Source organism: Microbacterium sp. CIAB417 (assembly GCF_022788845.1).
On the sequence record NZ_JAHZUT010000002.1, the window covers coordinates 319,685 to 345,847 of the forward strand.

25 protein-coding genes are annotated in these 26,163 nt (G+C 71.6%); 13 read left to right on the forward strand and 12 right to left on the reverse strand.

The genetic code is table 11. The features are described 5' to 3' along the window. Nucleotides 1-3: 3 nt before the first annotated feature. From KYX17_RS08270 to KYX17_RS08295, 6 genes are all read right to left on the reverse strand, one after another. Nucleotides 4-918: an alpha/beta hydrolase fold domain-containing protein gene (locus tag KYX17_RS08270; protein WP_243226526.1), complete on the reverse strand. Its 915-nt coding sequence runs from the start codon at nt 916-918 to the stop codon at nt 4-6. A 2-nt stretch (nt 919-920) separates the two neighbouring features. Further along, complete coding sequence (gene menE, locus KYX17_RS08275; protein ID WP_243226527.1) at nt 921-2,453, reverse strand: o-succinylbenzoate--CoA ligase; 1,533 nt, start codon at nt 2,451-2,453, stop codon at nt 921-923. Between the two features lie 50 nt (nt 2,454-2,503). Next, nucleotides 2,504-2,956 carry a MaoC family dehydratase gene (locus KYX17_RS08280; protein WP_243226528.1) on the reverse strand — a complete coding sequence of 151 codons (453 nt, stop codon included), beginning with the start codon at nt 2,954-2,956 and terminating at the stop codon, nt 2,504-2,506. A gap of 23 nt (nt 2,957-2,979) precedes the next feature. Then, complete coding sequence (locus KYX17_RS08285; protein WP_243226529.1) at nt 2,980-4,173, reverse strand: acyl-CoA dehydrogenase family protein; 1,194 nt, start codon at nt 4,171-4,173, stop codon at nt 2,980-2,982. A 3-nt stretch (nt 4,174-4,176) separates the two neighbouring features. Further along, nucleotides 4,177-5,064 carry an amidohydrolase family protein gene (locus tag KYX17_RS08290; RefSeq protein ID WP_243226530.1) on the reverse strand — a complete coding sequence of 296 codons (888 nt, stop codon included), beginning with the start codon at nt 5,062-5,064 and terminating at the stop codon, nt 4,177-4,179. Nucleotides 5,065-5,128: 64 nt separating this feature from the next. Continuing rightward, the gene (locus KYX17_RS08295; protein WP_243226531.1) at nt 5,129-6,055 is read right to left on the reverse strand and encodes an SDR family NAD(P)-dependent oxidoreductase; all 927 of its coding nucleotides are present in this window, start codon (nt 6,053-6,055) and stop codon (nt 5,129-5,131) included. 89 nt (nt 6,056-6,144) lie between these two features. Here KYX17_RS08295 and KYX17_RS08300 point away from each other — a divergent pair, with 89 nt between their 5' ends. After that, the gene (locus KYX17_RS08300; protein ID WP_243226532.1) at nt 6,145-6,603 is read left to right on the forward strand and encodes a MarR family winged helix-turn-helix transcriptional regulator; all 459 of its coding nucleotides are present in this window, start codon (nt 6,145-6,147) and stop codon (nt 6,601-6,603) included. Between the two features lie 127 nt (nt 6,604-6,730). On the opposite strand, the gene KYX17_RS08305 is transcribed toward KYX17_RS08300, so the two are convergent. The 4 genes from KYX17_RS08305 to KYX17_RS08320 all read right to left on the reverse strand — a co-directional run bounded on the left by KYX17_RS08305 (nt 6,731) and on the right by KYX17_RS08320 (nt 10,839). After that, nucleotides 6,731-6,937, reverse strand: a complete 207-nt coding sequence (locus KYX17_RS08305; protein WP_243226533.1) for an SH3 domain-containing protein — start codon at nt 6,935-6,937, stop codon at nt 6,731-6,733. Nucleotides 6,938-7,116: 179 nt separating this feature from the next. Further along, a complete protein-coding gene (locus KYX17_RS08310; protein ID WP_243226534.1) occupies nt 7,117-8,340 on the reverse strand; it encodes an MFS transporter in 1,224 nt (407 codons plus the stop codon). 226 nt (nt 8,341-8,566) lie between these two features. Beyond that, nucleotides 8,567-9,751, reverse strand: a complete 1,185-nt coding sequence (locus KYX17_RS08315; RefSeq protein ID WP_243226535.1) for a 4-hydroxybenzoate 3-monooxygenase — start codon at nt 9,749-9,751, stop codon at nt 8,567-8,569. A gap of 335 nt (nt 9,752-10,086) precedes the next feature. Then, nucleotides 10,087-10,839: an IclR family transcriptional regulator gene (locus KYX17_RS08320; protein ID WP_243226536.1), complete on the reverse strand. Its 753-nt coding sequence runs from the start codon at nt 10,837-10,839 to the stop codon at nt 10,087-10,089. Between the two features lie 312 nt (nt 10,840-11,151). Between KYX17_RS08320 and KYX17_RS08325 the strand changes: the two genes are divergently transcribed. From KYX17_RS08325 to KYX17_RS08370, 10 genes are all read left to right on the forward strand, one after another. Further along, nucleotides 11,152-11,913, forward strand: a complete 762-nt coding sequence (locus KYX17_RS08325; protein WP_243226537.1) for an IclR family transcriptional regulator — start codon at nt 11,152-11,154, stop codon at nt 11,911-11,913. A 79-nt stretch (nt 11,914-11,992) separates the two neighbouring features. After that, a complete protein-coding gene (pcaH, locus tag KYX17_RS08330) occupies nt 11,993-12,811 on the forward strand; it encodes a protocatechuate 3,4-dioxygenase subunit beta (protein ID WP_243226538.1) in 819 nt (272 codons plus the stop codon). 1 nt (nt 12,812) lies between these two features. Then, the gene (gene pcaG / locus KYX17_RS08335; protein ID WP_243226539.1) at nt 12,813-13,370 is read left to right on the forward strand and encodes a protocatechuate 3,4-dioxygenase subunit alpha; all 558 of its coding nucleotides are present in this window, start codon (nt 12,813-12,815) and stop codon (nt 13,368-13,370) included. After that, nucleotides 13,360-14,799 (forward strand): lyase family protein, encoded by a 1,440-nt coding sequence (locus KYX17_RS08340; protein WP_243226540.1) that lies wholly within the window; start codon nt 13,360-13,362, stop codon nt 14,797-14,799. Before pcaG ends, KYX17_RS08340 begins: the two co-directional genes overlap by 11 nt. Further along, nucleotides 14,796-15,575 (forward strand): alpha/beta fold hydrolase, encoded by a 780-nt coding sequence (locus KYX17_RS08345; protein ID WP_243226541.1) that lies wholly within the window; start codon nt 14,796-14,798, stop codon nt 15,573-15,575. Before KYX17_RS08340 ends, KYX17_RS08345 begins: the two co-directional genes overlap by 4 nt. Next, nucleotides 15,572-15,970, forward strand: a complete 399-nt coding sequence (gene pcaC, locus KYX17_RS08350; RefSeq protein ID WP_243226542.1) for a 4-carboxymuconolactone decarboxylase — start codon at nt 15,572-15,574, stop codon at nt 15,968-15,970. Before KYX17_RS08345 ends, pcaC begins: the two co-directional genes overlap by 4 nt. Nucleotides 15,971-16,215: 245 nt before the next feature. Next, nucleotides 16,216-16,959, forward strand: a complete 744-nt coding sequence (locus tag KYX17_RS08355) for a 3-oxoacid CoA-transferase subunit A (protein ID WP_243226543.1) — start codon at nt 16,216-16,218, stop codon at nt 16,957-16,959. Further along, nucleotides 16,956-17,633: a 3-oxoacid CoA-transferase subunit B gene (locus KYX17_RS08360; protein ID WP_243226544.1), complete on the forward strand. Its 678-nt coding sequence runs from the start codon at nt 16,956-16,958 to the stop codon at nt 17,631-17,633. Before KYX17_RS08355 ends, KYX17_RS08360 begins: the two co-directional genes overlap by 4 nt. Continuing rightward, on the forward strand, nt 17,630-18,805 hold the full coding sequence (locus tag KYX17_RS08365; protein WP_243226545.1) for a thiolase family protein: 1,176 nt from the start codon (nt 17,630-17,632) through the stop codon (nt 18,803-18,805). Before KYX17_RS08360 ends, KYX17_RS08365 begins: the two co-directional genes overlap by 4 nt. Before the next feature lie 22 nt (nt 18,806-18,827). Beyond that, on the forward strand, nt 18,828-19,598 hold the full coding sequence (locus KYX17_RS08370; protein WP_243226546.1) for an IclR family transcriptional regulator C-terminal domain-containing protein: 771 nt from the start codon (nt 18,828-18,830) through the stop codon (nt 19,596-19,598). Between the two features lie 2 nt (nt 19,599-19,600). Here KYX17_RS08370 and KYX17_RS08375 read toward each other — a convergent pair whose 3' ends face one another. Both KYX17_RS08375 and KYX17_RS08380 read right to left on the reverse strand, forming a co-directional pair. Further along, nucleotides 19,601-21,058 carry a peptide MFS transporter gene (locus KYX17_RS08375; protein ID WP_243226547.1) on the reverse strand — a complete coding sequence of 486 codons (1,458 nt, stop codon included), beginning with the start codon at nt 21,056-21,058 and terminating at the stop codon, nt 19,601-19,603. Nucleotides 21,059-21,113: 55 nt separating this feature from the next. Beyond that, nucleotides 21,114-22,406 carry a condensation domain-containing protein gene (locus tag KYX17_RS08380; RefSeq protein ID WP_243226548.1) on the reverse strand — a complete coding sequence of 431 codons (1,293 nt, stop codon included), beginning with the start codon at nt 22,404-22,406 and terminating at the stop codon, nt 21,114-21,116. Nucleotides 22,407-22,466: 60 nt separating this feature from the next. On the opposite strand from KYX17_RS08380, the gene KYX17_RS08385 reads away from it, so the two are divergent. Next, complete coding sequence (locus KYX17_RS08385; RefSeq protein ID WP_243226549.1) at nt 22,467-23,246, forward strand: alpha/beta fold hydrolase; 780 nt, start codon at nt 22,467-22,469, stop codon at nt 23,244-23,246. 100 nt (nt 23,247-23,346) lie between these two features. Further along, nucleotides 23,347-26,163, forward strand: coding sequence for an NB-ARC domain-containing protein (locus tag KYX17_RS08390; RefSeq protein WP_243226550.1), 2,817 nt, complete (start codon nt 23,347-23,349; stop codon nt 26,161-26,163).

A 26,163-nucleotide genomic window follows, 5' to 3' on the forward strand; every position in this document is an offset into this window, starting at 1 on the left:
CCGTCACACCTGCGCGGCGCGGATGTGTGCCGCGATGCGCAGGTAGTTCTCCCGGGCGAGCGTGTCATCGCCACCGTCGTAGCCGTGGTCGGCGCCCTCGACCTGCCAGAACTCCGCCAGGGCGCCCGCGCGCTCGAGGCGCCGAGCGTAGCGCTCGTCCTCGTCGCGCAGGATGTCGTCGGATGCGGCGATGACGACGGCCGGCGCGATCCCGGTGAGATCGGCGGTATCCGACGCGCCCGCCGGCGAGACGAGGGGATCGGCGCGGGTGGCCGGATCGGGCACGTAGGAGCTGTCGAAGACCTGGGACATCCAGGGACGCAGGAGGGGTTTCGCGAGCGGCGAGTGCTTCCCGGCCGCGGGGACCGTGAGATCCAGCGGCGGGTAGTGCAGCACCTGCAGGCGGATGCGGGGACCGCCCGCATCCAACGCCTGGCGCGCGACCGCGGCGGCGATCGCGCCGCCCGCGCTCTGTCCGCCGACCGTGAGCCGCGTGGCGTCCCACCCCTGCGCCTCGGCGTTGTCGATGACCCACTGCACGACCCGCATCGCCTGGTGCACGGCGGCCGGGAACGGATGCTGAGGCGCCACCACGTAGTCGACATCGACCACCACGACGCCCGCCCGGCTCGCGATCGCGCGGCAGAGGGCATCGTCGCCGTGCAGCTGGCCGAGGATGTAGCCGCCGCCGTGGAAGTTCACGTGCACGCCGGGGGTGGCCACCGCATCCGCGCGATAGATCACGACGGGCGCGGGCGGATCGGCGGGGATGATGAGCTCGCGCCGCTCGGCGGTGAACTCCGGCAGACGTTCGCGCGGGTCGACCCCTCCCGCCTGTGCCGCCATCATGCGCGGCATCGCCTTCTGCAGCCGACGCGCGACGAATCGTGCGACGGCGGGACGCGACAGCAGCGACACGATCAGCGCTTCCGGCCGAAGAGCTCCCGCAGGGCGGCCTTGCGGACCTTGCCGGATGCGGTGCGGGGCAGATCCTCGACGACCACCACGTTCTTGGGCAGCTTGTACCGGGCGAGTACGCCGTCGAGCTGGGTGCGCACGGACTCGGTCGTCACCTCTGCGCCCTCCTTGACGGTCACCACGGCCCAGGGGACTTCGCCCCACCGCTCGTCGGGCACCCCGATGACCGCGACTCCGGAGATCCCGCGGATGTCGTTGATGAGGTTCTCGACCTCGGCGGGATAGATGTTCTCGCCGCCGGAGATGATCATGTCCTTCAGCCGGTCGGAGATGAACAGGTAGCCGTCCTCGTCCAGGTAGCCGAGGTCGCCGGAGCGGAACCAACCGCCCTCGCGGAAGGCGGCGGCGGTCTCGTCGGGGAGCCCGTGGTACCCCGGGAACACGTTGGGTCCCGCGATCTCGATCTCCCCCACGGTGCCGGCGGGCACGACGGCGCCGGTGTCGTCGGTCACGCGCACGTCGGTGAAGAAGTGCGGCAGGCCGACGCTGCCCTGCTTCGCGCGGGTCATCGCCGGGGCCAGGGATGTGGCACCCGGGGAGGTCTCGGTCATGCCGTAGCCCTGCGAGAACGACAGTCCGCGCGCCTCGAAGGCGTTGAGGATGCGGGTCGGCACGGCCGAACCGCCGCACGTCAGCTTCTGCAGGCTCGACAGGTCGGTCGTGGGCCAGTCCGGGTGATCCGCCATCAACTGGTAGGTCGTGGGCACACCGCTGAGCATCGTGACGCGGTGACGTTCGATCAGCATCAGCGCGCGGCCGGCATCGAAGCCCTTCTCCAGCACGAGCGTCGCGCCCTTGAGGACCACCGGCAGCGCGCCCATGCCGAGCGAGGCCACGTGGAACAGCGGCGAGATCATGAGCGCGATGTCGGTCGAGACCACGTCGTAGTCGATGATGCAGTTCAGGGCGACCCAGGTGAGGTTGCCGTGGGTGAGCACCGCGCCTTTCGCGCGACCCGTCGTGCCCGAGGTGTACACGATCGCGGCCGGGTCCTCGTGCGTGACCTCGGTCGTGCCGATCGAGGTGCCGTCGGCCTCGCGCACCAGCGCGGACAGGCCCGGATGGTGCGAGATGCCCTCCCCGGTGAGGATGACCTCGCCGATGGATGCGGCCTCGATCCCGGGGATGATGCGCTCGGCGAATTCCGGGTCGTGGATGAGCACGCGGGCGCCCGAGTCGGTCAGCACATGCTGGATCTCCGGCGCCGCGAGGCGCGTGTTGACCGGCACGAACACGGCCCCGAGCCGGGCGCAGGCGAAAAGTACCTGCAGGAACGCCGGGCTGTTCTCTCCGAGGTAGGCCACCGCATCCGCCTTGCCGATCCCGCGCGCGCGCAGCACGGCCGCCGTGCGATCGACGGCGTCGGCGAGCTCGCCGTACGACAGCGTCTCGCCGCCGTCGACGATGATCGCCGGTTTTTCGGGGTTCTTCAGTCTTCTCTTGGTGATCCAGGATCCCAGTCCGTGATCATGCATCGTTGCATCCTCGTGGTGGCGGGTTCGGGGCGGAGCCCCGTGGGGATGGGTCAGGCGTAGAAGCGGTAAAGCCCGCGCGCGACGACCGCGGGCTTGGCGGCGCCCTCGATCTCGATCGTCTGGTCGACGGCGAACTGGTATCCGCCGGGCACCTCGGTGACCTCGGCGATCACAGCCCCGCCGCGGATGCGGGCGCCGATGGCGACGGGCGAGACGAAGCGCACCTTGTCGAGGCCGTAGTTCACCTTGGTGCTGACGCCGTCGAGGTCGAAGAGCTCGGACCAGAACTTCACGGTCAGCGACAGCGAAAGGAAGCCGTGTGCGATCGGGCCGCCGAAGGGGCCCTCCTTCGCCCGATCCGGGTCGACGTGGATCCACTGGTGGTCGTCGGTCGCGTCCGCGAAGAGGTTCACCCGGTCCTGGGTCACCTCGAGCCAGTCGGTGAAGCCGAGGTCGGTGCCCGCGAGCGATGCGGCGTCGGCGTATGCGGCGGTCGTGGTCATGGTGGGTTCCTTTCGGTGGATGTTCAGACGAAGGCGGAGGAGCCGGTGAGCCCGCGCCCGACGATGAGCGCGGTCATCTCGTGCGTGCCCTCGTAGGAGTAGACGGCCTCGGCGTCGGCGAAGAACCGTGCGGCGCCGTGCTCGAGGAGGATGCCGTTGCCGCCCTGCACCTCGCGGGCGAGCGCGACGCTCTCGCGGGCGAGGCGGGCGGTCTGCATCTTCGCGAGCGCCGAGTCCTCGTCGCGCAGTACGCCCGCATCCTGCCGCGCGGACAGGCGCGTGACGATGCCGAGGGATGCGGTGAGGTTGCCGAGGATGCGGGCGAGCTTCTCCTGCACGAGCTGAAACCCGCCCAGCGGCGAGCCGAACTGCTCCCGCTCGCGCACGTACGCGACCGCCGCATCGAGGGCGCCCGCCTGGAGGCCCGTCGCGATCCAGGCCACATCCGAGCGCAGCGCCCGCAGGATCTCGGCCACGTCGCGCCAGCTGTCGACACGCTGGAGGCGGGCGCTCTCGTCCACGCGCACTCCCTCGAGGCGGATGTCGAAGTTCTGCATGGGCCGCAGCGACACCTTGCCCTCGATGCGGGTCAAGGTGACGCCCGGCGCATCCCGGGGTACGAGGAACGCCTTGACCTCGCCGTCGTCGGCGGCGCGCGCGAACACGACGAGCACGTCGGCGGTGTCGGCCCCGCCGATCCATCGCTTCGCGCCGTCGATCACCCATCCGTCGCCCGCACGGGTCGCGGTCGTGGCGAGTCCGCCGGCGATGTCGGACCCGTGGTCGGGCTCGGTCAACGCGAAGACGCCCCGCAGCGCGAAACTGCGGATCGCGTCGTCGAGCGCGGCCACCTGCTCGGGGGAGCCCCCGCGGCGCACCGCGGTGCGGAACAGTCCCGACTGCGCGTTGTACGCCGTCGCGACCGAGACGTCGGTGCGGGCGAGGACGAAGGCCCGGTATCCGGAGAAGACGGAGGATGCGGCCTCCGCAGGCTCCACGCCGACGGGCTGCATGAGATCGAGTGGTGCGAGGGCGTCGATGACGGCGTCCGGCAGCGTCGCGCTCTCCCACGCGGCGGGCAGGAGCGGCGCGACCTCGGCACGCAGGGTGTCATCGAGGCGGGCCAGGGCCGCCCGGGCGCCCTCGCTGAGCGTCGCGTCGGCGAACCCGAGCGGATCGTGACCGAAAGGCGCTTCGCTGCGCAGTCTCGGGAGCATGGTCTACCCGAGCCCGAGCAGTCGCGCGGCGTTGTGCTTGAGGATGCCGGGCATGACCTCGGGCTTCATCTCGATCTGCTCGACGTCGCGCAGCCACCGGTCGGGGGTGAGCAGCGGGAAGTCCGAGCCGAACAGGATGCGGGTTTTCAGAAACGAGTTCGCCGCTCGCACGAGCTGCGGCGGGAAGTACTTCGGGCTCCAGCCCGACAGGTCGATCCAGGTGTTGTGCTTGTGGGTCGCGACCGAGATCGCCTCGTCCTGCCACGGCACCGAGGGGTGGGCCATGATGATCTGCAGGTCGGGAAACTCGGCGGCGACCGAGTCCAGCAGCATCGGATTCGACAGGGCGAGGCGGAAGCCGCGGCCGCCCCGCATCCCGGCGCCGATCCCAGTCTGCCCCGTGTGGAAGAGCGCCACGACGCCGGCCGCCTGCAGTGTCTCGTACAGCGGGAAGTACTGCTCATCGCTCGGGTCGAAGCCCTGCACCGTGGGGTGGAACTTGAAGCCGCGCACGCCGTAGTCTTCGATCAGGTGCCGTGCCCGATCGATCGCGGCCTGGCCCTGACGCGGGTCGACCGAGCCGAACGGGATGAGCACGTCGTTGTTGCGCGCCGCGCCCTCCGCGATCTCCTCGCTGGAGAGCGCCGGGTGCTCCAGCGCCGTCTGCGCGTCCACGGTGAACACGACCGCGGCCATGGAGCGCTCGCGGTAATACGCGGCCACCGAGTCCAGGTCGGGGCGGCCGGCGTCGGCGCTGAAGTAGGCGGATGCAGCCTCGGCCAGATCGTCGGGAAGGGAGGAGTGGCCGTGCGCGTCGACCTCGATGTGCACATGCACGTCGATCGCCGTGATGGCGGACAGGTCGATCGCGGGTTCGTAGCGCGTGGTCATCGGCGTTCCTCGTCGTCGGGGATGCGTGGTGCGAGGGGCCCGAGCGGGCCGGGCCCCTCGAGTCTCAGGGGCGGGGGCGCTGCAGCTCTTCGGGGAGCGCGGGGAAGCGCTCGCCGACCGACTGCAGGTTGTCGCCGACCAGGTCGGCGAACTCCGACTCCAGGGCTTCGGCGCTCCACCCGCCCTCGCGGTAGGCGGTGACGACGGGCTCGGGGTGCGACCAGAGCTGGATGCGGTCGCCGCCGACGCCGATCGCCTGGCCGGAGATGTTCGCCGCCGCATCCGAGGCGAGGAAGGCGATGAGGCCGGAGACGTCGTCGGAGGTGCCGAAGCCGAGGTCGTGGCGGTAGAACGCGGGCATGGGTTCGCCCGCCGCATCCGCCTCGACCGCGGCGGCGAAGTAGGGCAGGGTCGCCGTCATGGCGGTGGCTGCCACGGGGATCACCGCGTTGGCGGTGATGCCGGCCTTCTTCAGCTCGAGCGCCCAGGTGCGCACCATGCCGACGATGCCGGCCTTGGCGGCGGCGTAGTTGGTCTGTCCGAAGTTGCCGCGCTGCCCGGTGGGGGAGCCGATGCAGATGATGCGGCCCGCGATCTCGTTCTCGCGCATGTAGGTGGCGGCCTCGCGGACGCAGGTGAAGGTGCCGCGCAGGTGCACGTCGATGACGGTGTCGAAGGCCTCGTCGCTCATCTTCCAGAGCACGGTGTCGCGCAGGACGCCGGCATTGGTGACGAGGATGTCGAGACGGCCGTAGGTGTCGACCGCGGTGCTGACGAGCTCTTTCGCGGTCTCGGAGGAGCCTACGGGGGCGACGACGGCGACCGCCTGGCCTCCCTCGCGCTCGATCGATTCGACCGCCTCGGCGGCGGTGGCCGCATCCACGTCGTTCACGACGACGCGCGCACCCCGACGGGAGAGCTCCTGTGCGTAGGCGAGGCCGAGGCCGCGGCCGGATCCGGTGACGATGGCGACTTTGCCGTCGAGGGACATGGGGGACTCCTTCGTTCGTGCTCTCATTGAAACCGGACTAGTTGAAATTGTCAATTATTGTTTCCCCCACCTTTTGTTAGGATCGATCCATGGCGAAGAGCGAGGAAGCCGCAGCGCGATCGGACGCGCGCGCCCAGCTCGCCGACGACGTCAGCTTCCTGCTCGCCCGCGCCAACGCCCTCTCGCTCGCCGCGGGCAACGCGGCGCTCGCCGCCGTCGGACTGAAAGTGCGGTCGTACTCGGTGCTGGCTCTGGCCTGCGACACCGCGGCGGGCCCCTCGCAGCGCGAACTCGCCGAGTTCCTGCGCCTCGATCCCAGCCAGGTCGTCGCCCTCGTCGACGACCTGCAGCGCCGGGGGCTGATCGAACGTCGGCCCGACCCCGCCGACCGACGCGCCAACGTCGTGGTCGCGACCGCCGAGGGCCTCGCCCTCCACGCACGTGCGCTCGCCGCCGCCGAGGCCGCGGAGCGCGACCTGCACGGAAACCTCTCGGCCGCCGAGCGCGTGCAGTTGGCCGACCTGCTCCGCCGCATCGCCTTTCCGTGAGGCGCCGGGGGGGCCTGGCGCGGCGGAGACGTGGGGCGCCGCGGGGGCCCGCATCCCTTCGGCAGGAGATCTCCGCTGTGCAGGAGGGGCCGCCGCGGATCGTCCTGTTGGAGGGATTTCTCCTGAGCTACGGATGCGGTGACATCCGCGCGAGCGCGCGGTTCGGAACCCATCCTTCGCGGCCCGTGGCATCGCGGCACCACGACCAGCCGCTCTCCGCGTCGTCGGCGAGGATCTCCACGACATCACCCGCCCGTGCGGGCAGTTCCGTGGTGTCGTAGCCGGTGCGCACCATCCCCGCCGTGCCGTCGATGTCGATGTGCCGTGCCGGCACCCCCCCCCGCATCCGTTCGCTGCGGTGACGAACACGAACGCGGGCCACTCCGTGTCGCGCTCGCCGACCGTCACCCGCTCGCCGGGGTGCACGCTCAGCGGGGCGCGCTCGGGGATCTCGTGGTCGGCGGTCAGCTGCGCACGCATGCTCTCAGCGTCGCAGGCGCCGCCGACATCCGCTCAGCGGCCCTCGAGCACGTACCGGTCGCGTCCCACCGAGACACCGACCACGCACTGCCCGACGAGCACGGCGATGTACAGCAGCAGCGGCGCGGTCCAGCCGCCGTCCAGCGCGTGGAGGGCGCCGAAGGAGATGGGGCCGGCGGCGGCGAGCAGGTATCCCACCGACTGCGACATCCCGGAGAGCGCGGAGGATGCGGCGGCGTCCCTCGCGCGTTGCGCCATCAGCGTGAGCGACATGCTCAGCGACGCTCCCGCCGACAGGCCCGAGATCAGGGCCCACGCGGTCAGCAGCTGTGGCGCGAGGATCATGCCGATCGCGGCGGCGATCGCGAGCAGGGGGAGCGCCGCGGGCACGGCGCGGCGTAGGCGTCCCTGCAGGGCGAAGGCGACCGCGAACGAACCGACGACGCCGAGGATCTGGTACAGCGCGACGTCGACGCCGGCGGCGACGGGAGACTTGCCGGTGGATGCGGCGAGCGGGGCCATCCATGTCACGAGCATGTAGAACGACGCCGACTGCGCGCCCATGTAGGCCGCGATCTGCCAGGCGAGGCGGTCGCGCCAGATCCCCGTGCTGCGCGAGACGCCGGGCGCAGGTGACGCCGGCACGGTCCGCGGGCTGCGGCCGTGCTGGGCCCATGCCCAGAGGGCGATCGTGAGGGGCAGGAGGGCGGCGGTCGCGGCCAATGCCACGCGCCATCCGACATCCGGATCGTCCACGGCATGCGAGATGGGCACGACGACGGCCGAGGCGATGGCTCCCACGCCGCCGAGCAGCGCCGTGTACATGCCCATCATGACCGGGACGCGCCCCGGGAAGTCGCGCTTGATCACCGCCGGCATGATCACGTTGGCCACGGCGAGGGAGGCGCCGATCAGGCCCGTTCCCAGCCACAGGTTGACCTCCGTGCCCGGCAGTGACCGCCAGGCCGTTCCCGCGCCCAGCGCGACGAGGGCGACGAGCAGCACGCGCGACATCCCGAACCGACGTGACAGGCCATGGGTCAGCGGCGAAACGATCGCCCAGGCGAGCAGGGGCACCGCGGCGAGTGAGCCGAGGGCCGCTGTCGTCGTGCCGAGATCGTCCGCGATCTCCTCGAGCAGTGGGCCGACACCCGTGATCGTCGCGCGCATGTTGGCGGCGACGAGCGCCACGGCGACGAGCAGCAGGAGCCTGTGGCCGCGTCGGTGCGGGCGCTCGCCGGGGGTCTGGATGCTCACGAGCACCGGACTCTACCCTGCCGGCCCGCGGCCACCGCGTCCGCTTTCGTGCGGCGGATGCCTGCGCCGTTACTGCGACGTGTGCACGATGCGTGGTGCGGATGGTGTGCGGTGGGGCTTGTGGGGCGGCGCGGGTCGCGTTGGTCGTGCGGATGTCGCGGTACCGCGAGCGGCCCCGCGGAGCCGGTCCGGGCGCCGACGCGCGAGCGTGCGCGTGCCGCGCGGGTCAGCCGATGCGGGTCTCGAACGGCCAGCCGGTGTACGCCTCGGCGAGGTAGGTGCGACCGGCATCCGAGTCGATGATCGAGCGGAGTTCCCCGAGCTGTCGCCGGCGGTCGAAGTCGGATGCGTCGGGGGTACGGTGGAGCATGCTGGTCATCCACCACGAGAAGTGCTGGGCCTTCCAGATCCGCCGCGACGCCGTCTCGGAGAAGGCATCGATCGGCCCTTCGTCGCCCGAGAGCAGCAGCGCGCGCAGTGCGATGTCGAGCAGCACGACGTCGGCGACGGCCAGGTTCATGCCCTTCGCGCCGGTCGGCGGCACGGTGTGCGCCGCATCGCCGATGAGTGCGACGCGGCCGCGGCGCAGCTCGCCTGCCACGAAGCTGCGGAAGCGCAGGACGTCTCGCTGGAAGATGGGCCCCTCGTGGAGGGTCGTGCCCGGGACACGCGCCTGCAGCTCGTCCCAGATCTGCGCCTCGCTCAGTGCGTCGGGGTCGGCCTCGGGGTCGCACTGGAAGTACATGCGCTGCACCGTGCTGCTGCGCTGGCTGATGAGGGCGAAGCCCGCATCCGAGTTGCTGTAGATGAGCTCCTCAGAGCTCGGCGGGGCCTCGCAGAGGATGCCGAACCACGCGAACGGGTATTCGCGGAACGACCCGGCCGCCGAGCCGCCGAGCGTCTGGCGCACGACCGAGCGCGAGCCGTCCGCGCCCACCACGAACTCGGCCTCGATCTCGACGCGCTGCCCGTCCGCATCCACGCCGATGACGCGCGGCCGATCGGATGCGGCGTCTTCCACGGCGTCGACGCGCACCCCGAAACGCAGATCCTGTGCGGCCGCGAGCCGCGTGGCGACGAGGTCCTTGAGCACCTCGTGCTGCGGGTAGAGCCAGACGCTGCGACCGGTCAGGGAGGGGAAGTCGATGCGATGACCCTCGCCGGCGAAGCGCAGCTCGATACCGTCGTGCCGGTTGCCGTCGGTGAGCACGCGCGTCGATGCGCCGCTTGCGACGAGGAGGTCGACGGTGCCCTGTTCGAGGATGCCGGCGCGGATGGTGGACTCGATCTGCTCGCGCGTGCGGGAGTCGACGACGACCGACTCGATTCCGGCGTCGGCGAGCAGGTGCGAGAGCAGGAGTCCGGCGGGACCGGCGCCGACGATGGCGACGCGGGTGCGGATAACGGTCATGACGTCTCCTTCGACGACGGGCCTGTTGATGCTGCGCACCAGTGTGCCCCGCGCCGCCGCATCCTCCCCTCACCTTCCCGTTGAATGGGACTCGCTGTGGTCTCGGGTGCTGTGTGGGGCTGGGTGTGGTGCGGGCGTGGGTGTGTGGGGTGCCCGAGTTGCGTCGCATTTGCGCACCTGCCACACGTTTGCGCAGGTGCGGCAGTTGTGAACTGTGGCGGATGCGGAAAGGTGTGGCGGATGCGGGTGGCGGCGCCCGCCGCCGGGGCAGCCCTCCGCCGGCCGTCGCCCGAGGGGCAGCGCCGCCCATCGCCCGCACCCCGAGCACTGCGCGTTCAGGCCCGGGTGCCGCGCAGTCCCGCCTCGATCTCGGCGGCGGCCTTCCGCAGCGGTGACAGGGCGAGCTCCGCATCGGCGTCGCGTGGCAGGACGACCGAGAGTGCCGCGATGACCTCGCCCTCCTCGCGCAGCGGCACGGCGACGCCCGTCGACACCGACTCGATCGACCCCGGCGCGATCACGTACGCGTCGCGCCGGATGCGGGTGAGGATGCGGCGCAGCTCCGCCGCATCCGTCACGGTCTCGCGCGCCACGCGTCGCAGCGGCGCATCGAGCACCCGCTCGCGAAGGGCGGCCGGGGCGTGCGCGAGAAGCACGAGCCCGGCGGACGATGCGTGCAACGGGAGGCGCCCGGCGATGCGGGTGATGTTGGCGCCCGCATCCGGATGCGAGAGCCGCTCGACGAACAGCGCCTCGTCGGCCTCGAGCACGGCCAGCTGCGTGTGCTCACGGATGGCGTCCTGCACCGCCGACATCGCCGGAAGCGCCGCCTGCCGCAGCCGCAGCGCCGTCGATCCGCGCAGCGCGAGCTCCCACAGATGCATGCCGATGCGGATGCGGCGGTCCTCGTCGCGCTCGAGCAGTCCCTCGGCGACGAGGTCGTCGACGATGCGGTGCGCGGTGGATGCGGGAAGCCCTGCGCGCCGGCCGATCTCCGCCGCCGTCTGCACCGTGCGGTCGGCGGTGAACGTCTCGAGCACACGCACGATGCGTGCCGTCATCGAGTCGCCGCTGGGCGAGTTGGCCATGCCGCCACCATCTCACGCATCCCGTCGGCCGCATGCCCCGCTTCGGCCACACCTTCACCCGGCATGTCCCACTTTCCGCGGGCCCGACTCGGCATGTCCCACTTTCTGCAGGCCCCCGTCAGGCATGTCCCACTTTCTGCAGGTTTGGGGGTGAATTCTTGCGGCAAGTGGGACATGCGCTGCAGAGAGTGGGACATCGCCAGGCAGGCACCGCAGGCACCGGGCAGGCACCGCAGGCACCGGCGGCGGCAGGCGGCAGCGGGTGGGCCGGGCCCGCAAGCTCGCGCGAACCCTCGCGGCTAGGGTGAGGGCATGGCGGATGGCGTGCTGCGTCGGGCGATGACGCTCATGCGGGCGTTCGACGAAGACGCCCCCGAACTCACCGCCGCCGAGCTGGCCGGCCGCGCGGACCTGCCCCTCTCCACGGTGCACCGCCTCCTCGCGCAGCTCATCGACGAGGGACTCGTCGAACGCACCTCGGCGCGTGCGTACGCCGTCGGCGCCAGGATGTGGGAACTCGGCGAGCTCTCGCCTCTCGCCCTGCGGCTGCGCGAGCAGTCGCTGCCGCACCTGGTGCGGTTGTACGAGGCGACGGGGGAGAACGTCCACCTGGCGGTGCTCGATGCCCCGACCCCGCCGGAGGCGGTCGTGCTGTTCGCGGGCCGCATCACAGGCCGAGCCTCGGTGCCGACCCTCGGCCGGGCCGGTGGGCGCCACCCGCTGCACACGACGGGTGTGGGTCGTGCACTGCTCGCGACGTGCGACGAGGCATGGCTCGACGCGTACCTCGCCGCTCCCCTCGTGCCCGAGACGCGGCACTCGATCACCGACCCCGCGGTGCTGCGGGCCGAGATCGCGCTCACCCGGCGCCGCGGGTACGCCGTGACTCGCGAGGAGATGACGCTGGGCAACATCTCCGTCGCCGCGGCTCTCGGCACGGTCTCGGGGCTTCCGGCCACGGCGCTCGGCGTCGTCACCCACCTCGACGGCGCCGATGAGAGGCGCCTCGCCCCGCTCGTCGTGCAGGCGGCGAAGGATCTGACGAGGACGCTCCGCGGCCCACATTCTCACTGAGTGAGAGTGGAAGAGAAGGTGCTCGATGCGTCGGGTAACGCTGGAGGTCCCACCCGTGAACGTCGAAGGAGACGGTTCCATGTCCACCCCTCCGCCCCAGGCTGCGGCTCCCGAGTCGCTGTTGGCCTCGGCCGACATGCCCACGCAGTCGAAGATCAACCAGGAGATCGCGGACGCTCACGCCGACGCCGCCCGTCGCGTGGCCGCTGGCGAGGACGTGCCCACCACGCTCTACGACTTCGCGCCGTACCGCTCGAGCCTGCTGCGCCACCCCACCAAGAACCCGCGGCTCGTCGATCCCGAGACGATCGAGCTGTTCTCGCCCGCCTACGGACAGCGAGACGTCGCCCAGATCGAGTCCGATCTGACGCTCCAGCACCGCGGTGAGCCGCAGGGTGAGCGCATCACCGTCACGGGGCGCCTGCTCGACAGCTGGGGCCGGCCGCTTCCCAACCAGCTCGTCGAGATCTGGCAGGCCAACGCGGCCGGTCGCTACATCCACCAGCGCGACCAGCATCCGGCCCCACTGGACCCGAACTTCACCGGCGCCGGTCGCACGATCACGGGCGACGACGGCGGCTTCACCTTCACCACCATCAAGCCCGGTCCGTACCCGTGGAAGAACCACATCAACGCCTGGCGGCCCGCCCACATCCACTTCTCGCTCTTCGGCAGCGGATTCACGCAGCGCCTGATCACGCAGATGTACTTCCCCGGCGACCCGCTGTTCGCGCTCGACCCGATCTACAACACCATCCGCGACCAGCGCGATCGCGACCGCCTCATCGCCGCCTACGACCACGACCTCACGGTGCCCGAGTTCTCGATGGGCTACCGCTGGGACATCGTGGTCGACGGCCCGGATGCCACGTGGTTCGAGCCCGAGGGAGAGCACTGAGATGTCCGAAGCCACACGCCTTCCCGCGACCTCCGGCCAGACGGTCGGTCCCTTCTTCGCCTTCGGTCTCGAATACCCCAAGATGCACGAGGTCGTCTTCCCGCACTCCAGCGGCGCGATCGTGCTGTCGGGCACGATCTACGACGGGGCCGGCGCGCCGATCCCCGACGCCGTGATCGAGATCTGGGGTGCCGACACCGACGGCACGATCTCCCGCGCGCGCGGCTCGCGTCGCCGTGACGACCACACGTTCACCGGCTTCGGCCGCAGCTTCACGACGGATGAGGGCGCGTACGACTTCTGGACGCGCAACCCCGGTCCGATCGAGGGCAAGGCGCCGTTCTTCGCGGCCGTCGTGTTCGCGCGCGGGCTCCCGAACAAGCTGCACACGCGCATCTACCTGCCGGACGACGAGGCGCTGCTCGCGGCGGATCCGCTGCTCTCCTCGCTCGAGCCCCACGAGCGCGCTACGCTCATCGCGACGCGCACGCCCGAGGGTGATCTCACCCACGACATCCACCTGCAGGGCGAGAAGGAGACCGTTTTCCTTGCCTTCTGACGAACCCGGGGCGCCCTTCACGGATGTGGGGCTGCTCTCCCCGGTGACGGCGTCGCACGACGCCCTCGTGGCCGACGACGCCGTGGCTGCCGCCCTCGTGACCGCCGAGGTCGCCCTCGTGCGGGCGTGGGCGGGCGTCGGCGTTGCGCCGGATGCGGTCGCCACGGCCGCTTCCGAGGAGTTCGGGTGGTCCGGGGCCGGCCTGCTCGTGGACGCCGAGTGGCTCGACGCCACCCGACTGGCGAGTGCGGCCGTCGCCGGTGGCAATCCCGTCATCCCTCTCATCGCCCGGCTCGACGATCGCGCATCGATCCAGGTGCGTCCCTGGCTGCACCGCGGTGCCACGAGCCAGGACATCCTCGACTCGGCACTCATGCTGGTCTCCCGGCGCGCGGGGCTGCATCTGCTGGGGGTTCTCCGGCAGGTCGAGGCGCAGCTCTCCGGGTTCGCCGTCGTGCACCGCGACACGGTCGCCGCCGCCCGCACGCTGACGCAGCATGCCGTGCCGACCACCGTCGGTGCCCGCGCGGCGGGGTGGTTGCGTGGTGTCACCCGTGCGCGCGTCCGTCTCGGCGACGCCGTCGGGCAGCTCCCCGCTCAGCTGGGCGGCGCGGGGGGCACACTCGCCTCCTTCGTCGAGATCGGCGGCACGGATGCGGCAGCAGCCCTGCCGGCGGCCTACGCCGCCGAGCTCGCGCTCGCCGCCCCCGATGCGCCGTGGCACGTGTCGCGCTGGCCCGTCACCGAGCTCGGCGACGCCCTCGTGCAGGCGATCGATGCGCTGGGCAAGCTCGCCACGGATGTCGCAACGGGCTCGCGCACCGAGATCGGCGAGCTCGCCGAGGGCGTCGGCGGGGGTTCGAGCGCGATGCCCCAGAAGCGCAACCCTACCGGTGCCGTGCTCGTGCGTTCGGCCGCGTTGCGTGCACCGCAGCTGGGCGCGACGCTCCACCTCGCAGCCGCGCTCGCCGCAGACGAGCGCCCCGACGGTGCGTGGCACGCGGAATGGCCGACGCTGCGGGAGCTGCTGCGCCTCGCGCTCGGTGCCGCCGAGACGAGCCTCGCGCTCGTGACCGGGCTGCGGGTGGACGAGGTCGCCGTGGCTCGTGCGCTCGCCGCCACCGACGGGCTGCTGGTGTCGGAGCGGCTGTCCATCGTGCTCACTCCCGTCATCGGGGCCGACGAGGTGCGCCGCATCGTCGGGGCCGCCACCGCCGGCGGCGACCTCCGCGCGCTCGTGCGCGACGCGCTCGAGGCCGCGCTCGACCGTGCGCCCGGCGCGCCGCATCCCGCCGACGACGTCGACGCCCTCCTGGACCCTGCCGCCTACACCGGTCTTGCGGGCGCGCTGGTCGACCGGGCCGTCGCCGACGCGCCGGCGGATGCCGCGCGCGAGAGCATCGAAGCGCCGACGGAGGATCCCGCATGACTCAACCCACGATCGCCCTGACCGAGCCGACCGGCCCTGCCGGTGCGCCCCTGGTCGTGCTCGGTCCGTCGCTGGGCACCTCCACGATCCTGTGGGAGGACGTCGTCCCGCTCCTCACAGACGACTACCGCGTCGTGAGCTGGGACCTCCCCGGTCACGGGGCCGCCCCTTCGCCGAGCTCGCCGTTCAGCGTCGCCGAGATCGCCGACGCGGTCGCGGATGCCGTGCGCTCGATCGGCGGCGAACGCATCCTCTACGCCGGGGTGTCCCTCGGCGGCGCGACGGGGCTCGAACTGCTCTTGCGTCACCCGGAACTCGTGCGCGGTGCGGCGATCGTCGCCTCGGGTGCTCAGCTCGGCGATGCGGCGAGTTGGCGCGAACGGGCTGCTCAGGTGCGCGCGCAGTCCACCTCGTCGGTGATCATCGGCTCGGCGCAGCGCTGGTTCGCCCCGGGCTCGATCGAGCGTCGCCCGGAGCTGAGCGGCCGGCTGCTGCACGCGCTGCAGGATGCGGACGACGAGGGGTACGCCAGGTGCTGCGAGGCGCTCGCCGCCTACGACGTGCGCCCGCGGCTGGGTGAGATCGCCCTTCCCGTGCTCGCTGTCTTCGGGCGGAACGACAAGGTGGCGCCCGAGGCGAAGAGCGTCGAGATCGCCGAAGGCGTGCGCGACGGGCGCATCGCGGTGATCGAGTCCGCCGCGCACCTGCCACCCGCTGAGCAGCCGGAGCAGACCGCGGCCGTGCTGCGCGAGTTCTTCCGCGAGGTCGCGCGATGAGCCGGCCGAGCGGTGCGGGCCGCAGCGACGAGCAGCGATACGACGACGGGATGCGGGTGCGCCGCGAGGTGCTCGGCGACGCTCACGTCGATCGCGCCGTCGCGGGCACGACCGCAGAGACGGCGGATTTCCAGGACCTCATCACGCGCTACGCCTGGGGTGACATCTGGTCGCGGCCGGGCCTGCCCCGACGCGACCGGTCGATCGCGGTCCTGACGGCGCTCATCGCGCTCGGTCACCACGAGGAGTTCGCGATGCACGTGCGCGCCGCCCTGCGCAACGGACTGAGTCGCGACGAGATCGTCGAGGTCGTGCTGCAGTCGGCGATCTACTGCGGCGTGCCGGCGGCGAACACCGCGTTCCGCATCGTGAAAGACGTCTTCGCCGAGGAGTGATCAACCGGCGGCGCCGGGCTGTCCCTGTCGCTGCAGGTTTGTCCGGTATCGCCCCGGTGTAGGCGAGCGCGCTGATGCGGATGCCGCCTCGTTCGAGGGCCCCGAAACGCGACGTTTGCGGCTTGCGGGGCGCAATCCGCGTCCCTTGAGCAGGGGACAGGGGATGGCGGCGGGTGAGGGTGCGCGGTAAGATGTTCGCTATACGCACCTGCGTTCGCAGAGCGAACACTTCCGAAGGAGGATGTGTGATCGACAAGACTGTCGCCGACATCGCATCGGCGGTCGCAGGCATTGAGGACGGCTCGACCGTCATGATCGGCGGCTTCGGCCGCGCCGGCCAACCCGTGGAACTCATCGACGCCCTCATCGCGCACGGCGCGAGCGACCTCACGATCGTGAACAACAACGCCGGCAACGGCGAGACGGGACTCGCCGCGCTGCTCGCCGCCGGACGTGTGCGTCGCATCGTCTGCTCCTTCCCCCGGCAGTCCGACTCCTGGGTCTTCGACGACCTCTACCGCTCGGGCCGCATCGAGCTGGAGCTCGTCCCGCAGGGCAACCTCGCCGAACGCATCCGTGCCGCCGGCGCGGGGATCGGTGCGTTCTTCTCTCCGACCGGCGTCGGCACCGCGCTCGCCGAGGGCAAGGAGCACCGTGAGATCGACGGACGCATCTACGTGCTCGAGCACCCCATCCGCGCCGACTACGCGCTGGTCTCGGCCCGCCAGGCGGATCGCTGGGGCAATCTCGTCTACCGCGAGACCGCCCGCAATTTCGGGCCCATCATGGCGGCCGCGGCGACCACGACGATCGTGCAGGTCGACGAGATCGTGCCGCTGGGTTCGATCGACCCCGAGACGGTCGTGACCCCCGGGCTCTACGTCGATCGCGTGGTCGCGGTCGGCGAGCGGCGCTGGTTGAAGGACGGCGTGTTCGTCGGCGGCACCGACCTGGAAGGCCGCCCCCTCGAGAAGCAGGAGCAGCGATGACCACCCGCGTCTCCCGTGCAGACCTCGCCCGCCGCATCGCCGCCGACATCCCCGACGGCGCCGTCGTGAACCTCGGCATCGGAGCGCCGACGCTCGTCGCCGACCACCTGCCCGCCGACCGTGAGATCGTGCTGCACACCGAGAACGGCCTGCTGGGGATGGGACCGGCACCTGCGCCGGACCGCATCGACCCTGATCTCATCAACGCCGGCAAACAGGCGGTCACGGCCGTCGCTGGTGCCGCGTACTTCCACCACGCCGACTCCTTCGCGATGATGCGCGGCGGGCATCTCGACGTGTGCGTGCTCGGCGCCTTCCAGGTCGCGCAGAACGGCGACCTGGCCAACTGGTCGACGGGTGAGCCCGGTGCGATCCCCGCCGTGGGGGGTGCGATGGATCTCGCGATCGGCGCCAAGTCGGTCTACGTCATGACGGATCTGCTCACCCGCGCCGGTGAGCCGAAGCTCGTCGCCGCGTGCACGTACCCGCTGACCGGTGTGGGTTGCGTGTCGCGCGTCTACACGGATCACGCGGTCTTCGAGATCACGGATGCGGGCTTCGCCGTCACCGAGGCGTTCGGCGACAACACGATCGAGCAGCTGCGCGAGCTCACCGGTCTTGCGCTCATCGATGCGACGGATGCGGCCGCATCCGCGTCCCAGGAGGAGAAATGACCGCGAGCTTCGTCTACGACGCCGTCCGCACACCGTTCGGTCGAGCCGGTGGTGCGCTCTCCGGCATCCGGCCGGACGATCTCGCCGCCCTCGTCATGCGTGCGGCCGTCGAACGCACCGGCCTCGACCCGGCCCGGATCGACGACGTGATCTTCGGCGACGCGAACCAGGCGGGCGAAGACAACCGCAACGTCGCCCGCTTCGGCGCGCTGCTCGCGGGCTTCCCGACGACTGTGACGGGTGCGACCGTCAACCGACTGTGTGCCTCGTCGGTGGAAGCCGTCATCCAAGCGTCCCGCGCGATCGAGTCCGGCGACGCCGACATCATCCTGGCCGGAGGCGTCGAGTCGATGAGCCGCGCGCCCTTCGTCGTCGAGAAGTCGGCCAAACCGTGGCCCGCGGTGGGCAACCAGACGCTGTGGAACACGGCGATCGGATGGCGCATGACCAACCCTGCGCTGCCGAAGCCGTGGACGATCAGCAACGGCGAGTCGGCGGAGAAGATCGCGCGCGAGTGGGGTATCTCTCGCGAGGCGCAGGATGCGTTCGCCGCACGCTCGCACCGCCTCGCCGCCGAGGCGTGGGCCGCCGGTGTGTACGACGGCGAGATCGTGCAGGTCCCCGGTGCCGAACTCGCCCGCGATGAAAGCATCCGCCCCGACACCTCCCTCGAGAAGCTCGCGGGTCTGCGGGCACTGTTCGCGGCGGACGGTGACGGTTCCGTGACGGCGGGCAACTCGTCGCCCATCAACGACGGAGCCTCCGCGGTGCTCGTCGCGGCCGAGGGGGCGCTGCCGGGGGAGCCGTTGGCACGCATCGCCGCCCGTGCCGCCCACGGCGTCGACCCCGATGTGTTCCCGATCGCGCCCATCGAGGCCGCGAACAAGGCGCTCGCCCGCGCCGGCTTCACGTGGGACGACGTCGATGTCGTCGAGCTGAACGAGGCCTTCGCCTCGCAGAGCCTCGCCTGCGTCGCCGGATGGCCCGACCTGGATCCTGAGCGCGTGAACATCCACGGCGGCGCGCTGGCCATCGGCCATCCCCTCGGCGCGTCCGGCGGGCGCATCATCGGTCACGCCGCACACGAGCTCGCGCGTCGCGGCGGGGGCGTCGCGGTCGCCGCGATCTGCATCGGGGTCGGACAGGGCCTCGCGGTCGTCCTCGAGAGGTGACGGGCGCAGATATGGTGAGCGGATGAGTGAGCAGGGCGACGCATCCGGCGAGTTCGTGCAGTCGCTCGCCCGCGGGCTTGCGGTGATCCGCGCGTTCGATGCGGACCACGCGGAGCTCACTCTGAGCGAGGTCGCGCGCCGCGCCGAGGTCACGCGCGCGGCTGCCCGCCGCTTCCTGCACACCCTCGTGAGCCTCGGCTACGTGCGCAGCGACGGACGCCTGTTCGCCCTCACGCCGCGGGTGCTCGAGCTCGGCTTCAGCTACCTGTCGTCGCTCTCGCTGCCCGACGTGCTCCAACCGCACCTCGAACTGCTCTCGCGCGAGGTCGGAGAGAGCGTGTCGGCGGCTGTGCTCGACGGCGCCGACATCGTCTACATCGCCCGTGTGCCGGCTCGGCGCATCATGAGCGTGCGCATCACGATCGGCACCCGCTTCCCGGCGTACGCCACGAGCATGGGGCGCGTGCTGCTGGCGGCGCTGCCGGCATCCGCTCGTGCCGAGGCGCTGGCGCACCTGCATCCGCTCACCGATCGGACCGTGACGGATGCGGCGCGCCTCGGCGTCGAACTCGACCGGGTCGCGGCCCAGGGGTGGGCGGTCGTGGACGGCGAACTCGAGGCAGGGCTGCGCTCGATCGCCGTCGGTGTGCGCGATCGAAGCGGTCGGGTCGCGGCTGCGATCAACGTCTCGTCATCGGCGACACGCGACAGCGTCGAGCACCTGGTGCAGCACTACCTGCCGGCCCTCGTCGCCACCGCGGAGCGCGTGAGCGACGAGCTGCGCCGCGTCTGAGGTCAGCGCACGCCCTTCATGAGTCGCAGCACCGGCTTCACGGCCAGCAGCAGCACGACGCCGAGGGCGATCGCGATGAACCCGAGGATCGAGAAGTAGCCGACCTCGTTCTCGGGGTCGTAGTACTCGCCCATCGCGCCGGCGATGGCGGTGCCGAGCGCGACCGAGAGGAAGAACAGCGCGACCATCTGGGTGTGGAAGATCGTCGGCCCGAGCTTCGTCGACACCGACAGGCCGATCGGTGAGATGAAGAGCTCGGCCACGGTGAACACGAACAGGATGCCGATGACGCCCAGCAGCGGTGTGGCGTTCTCTCCGCCGTTCGCCCAGAAGAGGAACAGCCAGAACGCGACGCCCATCACGATCGCCCCGATCGCGAACTTGACGGGCGTCGACGGCTGCCGTCGGCCGAGCTTCGTCCAGAGGGCCGCGAAGACGCCCGAGAGCAGGATGATGAACACCGGGTTGATCGACTGCACCCACGAGACGGGCATCTCCCAGCCGAACAGGTCGCGGTTGAGTCGTTCGTCGGAGTAGATCGTCAGCACCGTGAACTGCTGCTGGTACAGCGACCAGAATCCGACGCTCACGATGAAGAGCGGAATGAACGCGTAGACCCGTGAGCGTTCTGTCGCATCGATGCGCCGTGAGCTCAGGATGACGGCGAAGTAGGCGATCGCGGCGACGATCGTCACGACGATGACGACGAGGGCCAGGTTGTCGGCGCGCACGATGCCGAGCAGCACGCTCGCCGCGATCACGACCACGCCGGCCACGGCGATGCCGATCCACAGTGCGTGCCGCTCGCGCGGCAGCGGATTCGGCACCGCTCGCGCCTCGGCGGGCAACTGGCGGCGTCCGAAGGAGTACTGCACGAGACCGATGGCCATGCCGACCGCCGCGAGGCCGAAGCCCCAGTGGAAGCCCGCGAGCGACTGCAGGAGCCCGGTCAACATTGCGCCGAAGAACGCGCCGAGATTGATGCCCAGATAGAACAGTGAGAAGCCGCCGTCACGGCGGGGGTCGTCGTCGGTGTACAGCGTGCCGACGACGGATGTGGCGTTGGCTTTCAGCCCGCCGGAGCCGAGGGCTACGAGTGCGAGGCCGATGCCGACGCCCACGAAACCGGGCAGGAGCGCCAGCGCGATGTGCCCTGCCATGATCACGATGGCGCTGAAGAAGAGCACGCGTTCGGAGCCGAGCAGGCGGTCGGCGATCCACGCGCCGAGGATGGTCGAGAGGTACACGGCGCCGCCGTAGGCGCCGACGATGCTCGTCGCGACGGGCTTGTCGAGGCCGAGCCCGCCGTCGGTGGCGGAGTAGTAGAGGTAGATCAGCAGGATCCCCTGCATGCCGTAGAAGCTGAACCGCTCCCACATCTCCACGCCGAACACGTGGGCCAGTGCCCAGGGCTGGCCGAAGAAGCGGGTGTCGCGCGTGGTGCTCTCGGACGCCGTCATAACCGCCACCGTAGCCGGGCGCGGCCGCTCCGTGCGGGAGGCTGTCGCCGGGTGATCAGCCCGCGACGGGAAGGCGTGTGGTCGCCGCCGCCTTCAACTCGCTCTCCACCGCATCCAGCCAGAGAGTGAGCGAGGTGCGCGCCTGGGGGGTGTCGGGATAGCGGCAGCGCAGGTGCAGACCCGCGTCGTTGATCACGAACCAGACCATGACGCCGTCCGTGCGGATCACCGCGGAGATCCACGCTGCCTGCGGGTCATCGACCGCGACCGGCAGGCGCCGCGTGTCCAGCCACGACAGTGCGAACATGCCCGGTGTGCGGGGCATCCCCCCGCGCGGTGCGAACACCGGTGCCAGCGGATGGGATCCGAGCTGCAGTGCGCGGCGGACATCGGCGGCGCAGGCTGCCGGGTCGCCGTCCTCGCACTCGATGACCGAGTTCGTGATGAACCAGCCCACCGCATCCATCCACCGCGGATCGTTCCGGCTGTGCACGGGGAAGACGGCGCGCAGGGGCGCGTCGGCGACGCGGCGGGTGGCCCGCGTGACCGCCGCGAGCGCAACCGCGGTCGGCCGAACGCCTCTCTCGTCCGCGACCCGGGTCAGCTCCACGACCTGGGCGGGATCGAGCACGTCGCGCACCTCCACGACCTCGTCGTGTGCGCGGCTCATGTCGCCGAGCGGAAGCGGGAAGCGCGGCATGGCCTGTCCACCGGCGGCGAGCAGGCGCTCCCACTCGTCGCGGACGTCGGCGGGCGACTCGCCCATCGACTCCAGCAGGGCGGTGTGCTCGGCGAACGGATGCGCGGGCGCCAGGTCCGCCTTCGCGCCCGCCTGCACGCGGCGCAGCGCGCGGTCCAGATCGCGGCCCAGCACGAGGAGCGACCACATGTCGACGTGGGCGTGGTCGCTGCCGATGATGACGACCGGCTCGCCCGCATCCGGCTCCACGAGACACAGCAGGAACGAGCCCGCGCCGTACGGGCGGCATCCGGTGTCGAAGGCCTCTCGCACCGCCTCGGCCATTCCGGCATCCGTCGGATGCGAGCGCCAGGTGCCGGGGGCCTGCGAGCCGGCGAAGAGCCGCACACCGTCGTGGTCGCGGAAGACGGTGCGGAGGGTCCCGTGGCGGGCGACGACCGCATCCCACGCTCGACCCAGAGCCTGGCGCTCGGCGCCCGCAAGGCGGAACGACATCGCCATCCACGATCCGGGCCGGTCGCCCTCGCCCACATGACGGCCCTGATCGAACGAGACGGGCAGCTCCTGATCCGTCGCCTCGATCACGACGTCATAACTGTGCAGCCGCCCGGGCGGGAGCCGAAGGTGGGCGACATTGGTCAGGCGCATGGCGCCGTAGTCTAAGGGGCGCAGATTGCGGGCAGTGGACGGGTGGGAACGGAGACGCGGATGCCGGCGCTACGCGTGCGGGGAGCGAGCCTCGACTACGACATCACCGGCGATGAGGGGCCTCTCGTCGTGCAGTTGCACGGGCTCACCTCGAGCCGCAGCCGCGATGCACAGCTGGGCCTGGATCTCGGCCGGGCTCTGCGCGGGCACCGCATCCTGCGCTACGACGCGCGCGGCCACGGAAGATCGAGCGGCACGGATCGTGAATCGGACTACGGCTGGGACGCGCTCGCCGAAGACCTGCTGATGCTGCTGGACGCCGTCGCGCCCGGCGAGAAGGTCCACGGCGTCGGTCCGTCGATGGGCACCGGCACCCTGCTGCACGCGGCGGCCGCCGACCGGCGCCGCTTCTCGACGCTCACCCTCGTCACGCCGCCCACCGCCTTCAAGCGGCGCCGGGCGCAGGGCGACGTGTATCGGGCGAACGCCGAACTCGTCGAGCGTGGGGGTCTCGCCGCGCTGCTCGAGATCGGCAACACGGCTCCCGTGCCCCCGGCGCTCGCCGATGCGCCCGAGACGCGTCCCACCGTGCCGGGTGAGCTGTTGCCGATCGTGCTGCGGGGAGCCGCCGCGACCGATCTCCCGCCCAAGAAGCGCATCGCCCGCATCGAGGTACCGACCCTCATCCTCGCCTGGACGGGCGACCGCACGCATCCGCTCAAGACCGCCCGCACACTGCGCGAGCTCATCGACGACAGCCGCCTGATCGTGGCTCGCAGCCCCTACGGTGTGATGGCCTGGCCGGGCCTCTTCGCCGAGCACGTCACCACCCGCGCCTGAGCCCGGGCGTCCCGCGCTTCGGGGCGCACCCCTCCTCTCCCCGCGGGGGTCCGCCGACGGCCCGGCGGGGTCGGATGCGGGCGCGCTCTACAGTGAGAGCATGCGGCTGCAGTTCTTCGGCGGTTTCGCGGCCGAGGATGCGGCGGGCTCGCCCATCGAGGTGCGCGGATCGCGCCAGCGCGCGCTGCTGCTGAGGCTCGCGCTGGATGCGGGAACGACGGTCAGCTACCGCGCTCTGGCTGAAGACGTGTGGCCCGACGATCCCCCGGAGGACCCGCGCGCGTCGCTGCAGTCCCTCGTGTCGCGGATGCGGCGGACACTGCCGGACGGGGTCCTCCGCGCGGAACCCGGCGGTTACACGCTCGACGTCGCCCGCGACGACGTCGATCTCGTGCGCTTCGCCGACCTCGTGCAGGCGGCACGCGCGGGCGCAGACCCCGCGCCCCTTGCCCGCGAGGCGCTCGCCCTGTGGCGCGGTGAGCCCTGGCTGGCCGACGGCTTCGACTGGGTGCTGCGGGACCTTCTCGAAGACCGCGCGCACGCGGAGCGGCTCACGCGAGGAGCGACGCAGGACGCGCCGACGCCCGTGCCGGCGATCCCGGCGGCTCTCACCCCGCTCGTGGGTCGTGCCGAGGAACTCGCCCTGATCGCCGCTCAGCTGAGCACCTTCCGACTCGTCACGCTGCTGGGTCCGGGAGGCGCGGGGAAGACGACCCTCGCCCTCGAGACCGCCAGGCACCAGCCGCCCGCCGTGTTCGTCGAACTCGCGCCGGCCCAGCCGGGCGAGGTCTGGGGTGCGGTGGTGACCGCGCTCGGGCGCAGCATCCGGCTCACGGACAATCCGGCGGGGGAGCTCCCCGCGGCGGACAGCGTGCTCGCCGCCCTCGCGGGTCGCTCCGTGCTGCTGGTGCTCGACAACGCGGAGCACGTGCTGCAGGAGACGGCCGAGGTCGCAGCGACCGTGCTCACGACGCCGGGCGTGAGGGTGCTGGTCACGAGCCGCGAGCCGCTGGGGCTGCCCGGCGAGGCGTTCGTCGAGCTCGGTCCGCTGCCGGATGCGGACGCCACCGCTCTCCTCGCCGCCCGCATCCTCGCCGCGCGCGGCACGGCGCCCACTCCCGAGGAGCTCCCCGCCGTCGCGCGCATCGCGCGGCACCTCGACGGACTTCCCCTCGCCCTGGAGTTGGCGGGGGCCAAGGCGCGCACGCTCGGCATCGACGAGCTGGAGTCCGGGCTCTCCGACCGGTTCGCGCTGTTCGATCGCGGCCCTCGTTCGGCGGCGGCCCGCCACCAGACCCTGCGCGCGGTCATCGACTGGAGCTGGGACCTGCTCGGCGAGCCGGAGCGTGAGGGACTGCTCGCCCTGGCCGTGTTCCCGGACGGCATCGACGCGGCGGATGCAGGGGCGGTCGCCGCGGCCTTCGGCCTGCCCGCGCGCGTGTTCGACGAGCTCGTCGACCGCTCACTCGTGCAGCGGGCGCGCGGGCGGTTCCGCGTGCTCGAGACGGTGCGCGAGTACGGCATCGAACAGCTGCGCCACCGCGGGTCCGAGGAGCGAGCGCGCGACGCGCAGGCGCGGGTGCTCGCGCGGCGGGCCCTCGAGCGCGACGCCGAGCTGCGTACGCCCGCGGTGCGCTCCGCGATCGCGTGGTTCGATGCCAACGAGGAGAACCTGGCCGCCGCCACCCGCTGGAGCGGTGCGCGGGCGCAGATGAGCGAGACGGCCGTCGAGCTGGTGCGCGCCCAGATCTGGGTGTGGATCATGCGCGAACGGCTCGAAGCCCTGCGCACCGCCCTCGAGCTCGTCGGTGCGGATGCCACGCTCGACTCCGAGGCGGGGGTGGTGATCACGGGGGTGCGACTGATCTTCGCCTCCGCCGACGCGCAGGTCTCGGGAGGCTTCACCGCGGAGGACGCCGACCGGATCGCCGAGGCCGCGGCGGCGCATCCGTCCGAGCTGTCGCTGATCCTGCCCGTCCTGTTGAAGGCCCAGGCGCGAGCCATCGGTGACGGTCGCCCCGGCACGCCGTGGCTGCCGAACTTCCGTCTGGACCCCGCCGATCTCGCGGGGGCGCCGACCTGGTCACGCGGCGTCGTCGCCGCGATCGAGGCGGCCATCGCGCAGAACGGCGGCGACATCGAACGGCTCGACCGTCAGAGCGAGCAGGCGCTGCGTCTGCTGCGCGAGGTGGGCGACACGTGGGGCATCGCCCTGGCCAGCCAGATGCGCTCCGAGTGGCTCATGCTGCACGGCCGGCTCGAGGAGGCGCTCGAGATCACGGATGCGGCCAGCCGTGCGCTCGAGGGACTGACCTCCGCCTCCGACCAACTGCAGCAGCAGGCCTTCGCGATCGTGCTGCTGGTGCGGCTCGGTCGCGTCGATGAGGCGCGGGCGCGCCTGGTCGGCATGCAGGAGGCGGCCCGCCGGGACGGCTCCGACCGCGCCATGCTCCAGGCGGCCATCACCGTGGTCACCTTCGAGGTGATCGTCGGCGACGGGGTCGCGGCTTTGGCGATCCTCGAGGCGATGCCGCCCGCGCTGCGGGACGGGTCGTTGCCCGGGATCCCGCCGCAGATCCATGCCTGGATGCACTCGCGTCACGCGCAGGCGCTCGTGCTCGCGGGGCGGCTCGACGAGGCACGCGATGAGGTGCGGATCGGCATCGAGCTGGCGATCGGATCGGGCGACCAGCCGATCATGGCGGATGCGGCGCTCGCCGCCGCCGAGCTGTTCGCCGCGACGGACCGCCCCGACGACTCGCGGCGCGCTCTCGCGCTCGCGGCGGTGCTGCGGGGCCGGGCCGACGAGACGGATCCCGTTGTGCAGCGGGTGCGGGCGAAGGTCGGAACGGATCCGGGGCCGGACGCTCCCGCATCCGGCCCCGGAGATCTCGGCGACCTGGTGGCGCTGCTCTGA

Coding starts and splice junctions, on each gene's coding strand:
- menE (WP_243226527.1), bottom strand. CDS start 2,453: ATGCATGATCACGGACTGGGATCCTGGATCACCAAGAGAAGACTGAAG.
- KYX17_RS08280 (WP_243226528.1), bottom strand. CDS start 2,956: ATGACCACGACCGCCGCATACGCCGACGCCGCATCGCTCGCGGGCACC.
- KYX17_RS08285 (WP_243226529.1), bottom strand. CDS start 4,173: ATGCTCCCGAGACTGCGCAGCGAAGCGCCTTTCGGTCACGATCCGCTC.
- KYX17_RS08290 (WP_243226530.1), bottom strand. CDS start 5,064: ATGACCACGCGCTACGAACCCGCGATCGACCTGTCCGCCATCACGGCG.
- KYX17_RS08295 (WP_243226531.1), bottom strand. CDS start 6,055: ATGTCCCTCGACGGCAAAGTCGCCATCGTCACCGGATCCGGCCGCGGC.
- KYX17_RS08300 (WP_243226532.1), top strand. CDS start 6,145: ATGGCGAAGAGCGAGGAAGCCGCAGCGCGATCGGACGCGCGCGCCCAG.
- KYX17_RS08315 (WP_243226535.1), bottom strand. CDS start 9,751: ATGACCGTTATCCGCACCCGCGTCGCCATCGTCGGCGCCGGTCCCGCC.
- KYX17_RS08320 (WP_243226536.1), bottom strand. CDS start 10,839: ATGGCCAACTCGCCCAGCGGCGACTCGATGACGGCACGCATCGTGCGT.
- KYX17_RS08325 (WP_243226537.1), top strand. CDS start 11,152: ATGGCGGATGGCGTGCTGCGTCGGGCGATGACGCTCATGCGGGCGTTC.
- pcaH (WP_243226538.1), top strand. CDS start 11,993: ATGTCCACCCCTCCGCCCCAGGCTGCGGCTCCCGAGTCGCTGTTGGCC.
- pcaG (WP_243226539.1), top strand. CDS start 12,813: ATGTCCGAAGCCACACGCCTTCCCGCGACCTCCGGCCAGACGGTCGGT.
- KYX17_RS08345 (WP_243226541.1), top strand. CDS start 14,796: ATGACTCAACCCACGATCGCCCTGACCGAGCCGACCGGCCCTGCCGGT.
- pcaC (WP_243226542.1), top strand. CDS start 15,572: ATGAGCCGGCCGAGCGGTGCGGGCCGCAGCGACGAGCAGCGATACGAC.
- KYX17_RS08360 (WP_243226544.1), top strand. CDS start 16,956: ATGACCACCCGCGTCTCCCGTGCAGACCTCGCCCGCCGCATCGCCGCC.
- KYX17_RS08365 (WP_243226545.1), top strand. CDS start 17,630: ATGACCGCGAGCTTCGTCTACGACGCCGTCCGCACACCGTTCGGTCGA.
- KYX17_RS08370 (WP_243226546.1), top strand. CDS start 18,828: ATGAGTGAGCAGGGCGACGCATCCGGCGAGTTCGTGCAGTCGCTCGCC.
- KYX17_RS08375 (WP_243226547.1), bottom strand. CDS start 21,058: ATGACGGCGTCCGAGAGCACCACGCGCGACACCCGCTTCTTCGGCCAG.
- KYX17_RS08380 (WP_243226548.1), bottom strand. CDS start 22,406: ATGCGCCTGACCAATGTCGCCCACCTTCGGCTCCCGCCCGGGCGGCTG.
- KYX17_RS08385 (WP_243226549.1), top strand. CDS start 22,467: ATGCCGGCGCTACGCGTGCGGGGAGCGAGCCTCGACTACGACATCACC.
- KYX17_RS08390 (WP_243226550.1), top strand. CDS start 23,347: ATGCGGCTGCAGTTCTTCGGCGGTTTCGCGGCCGAGGATGCGGCGGGC.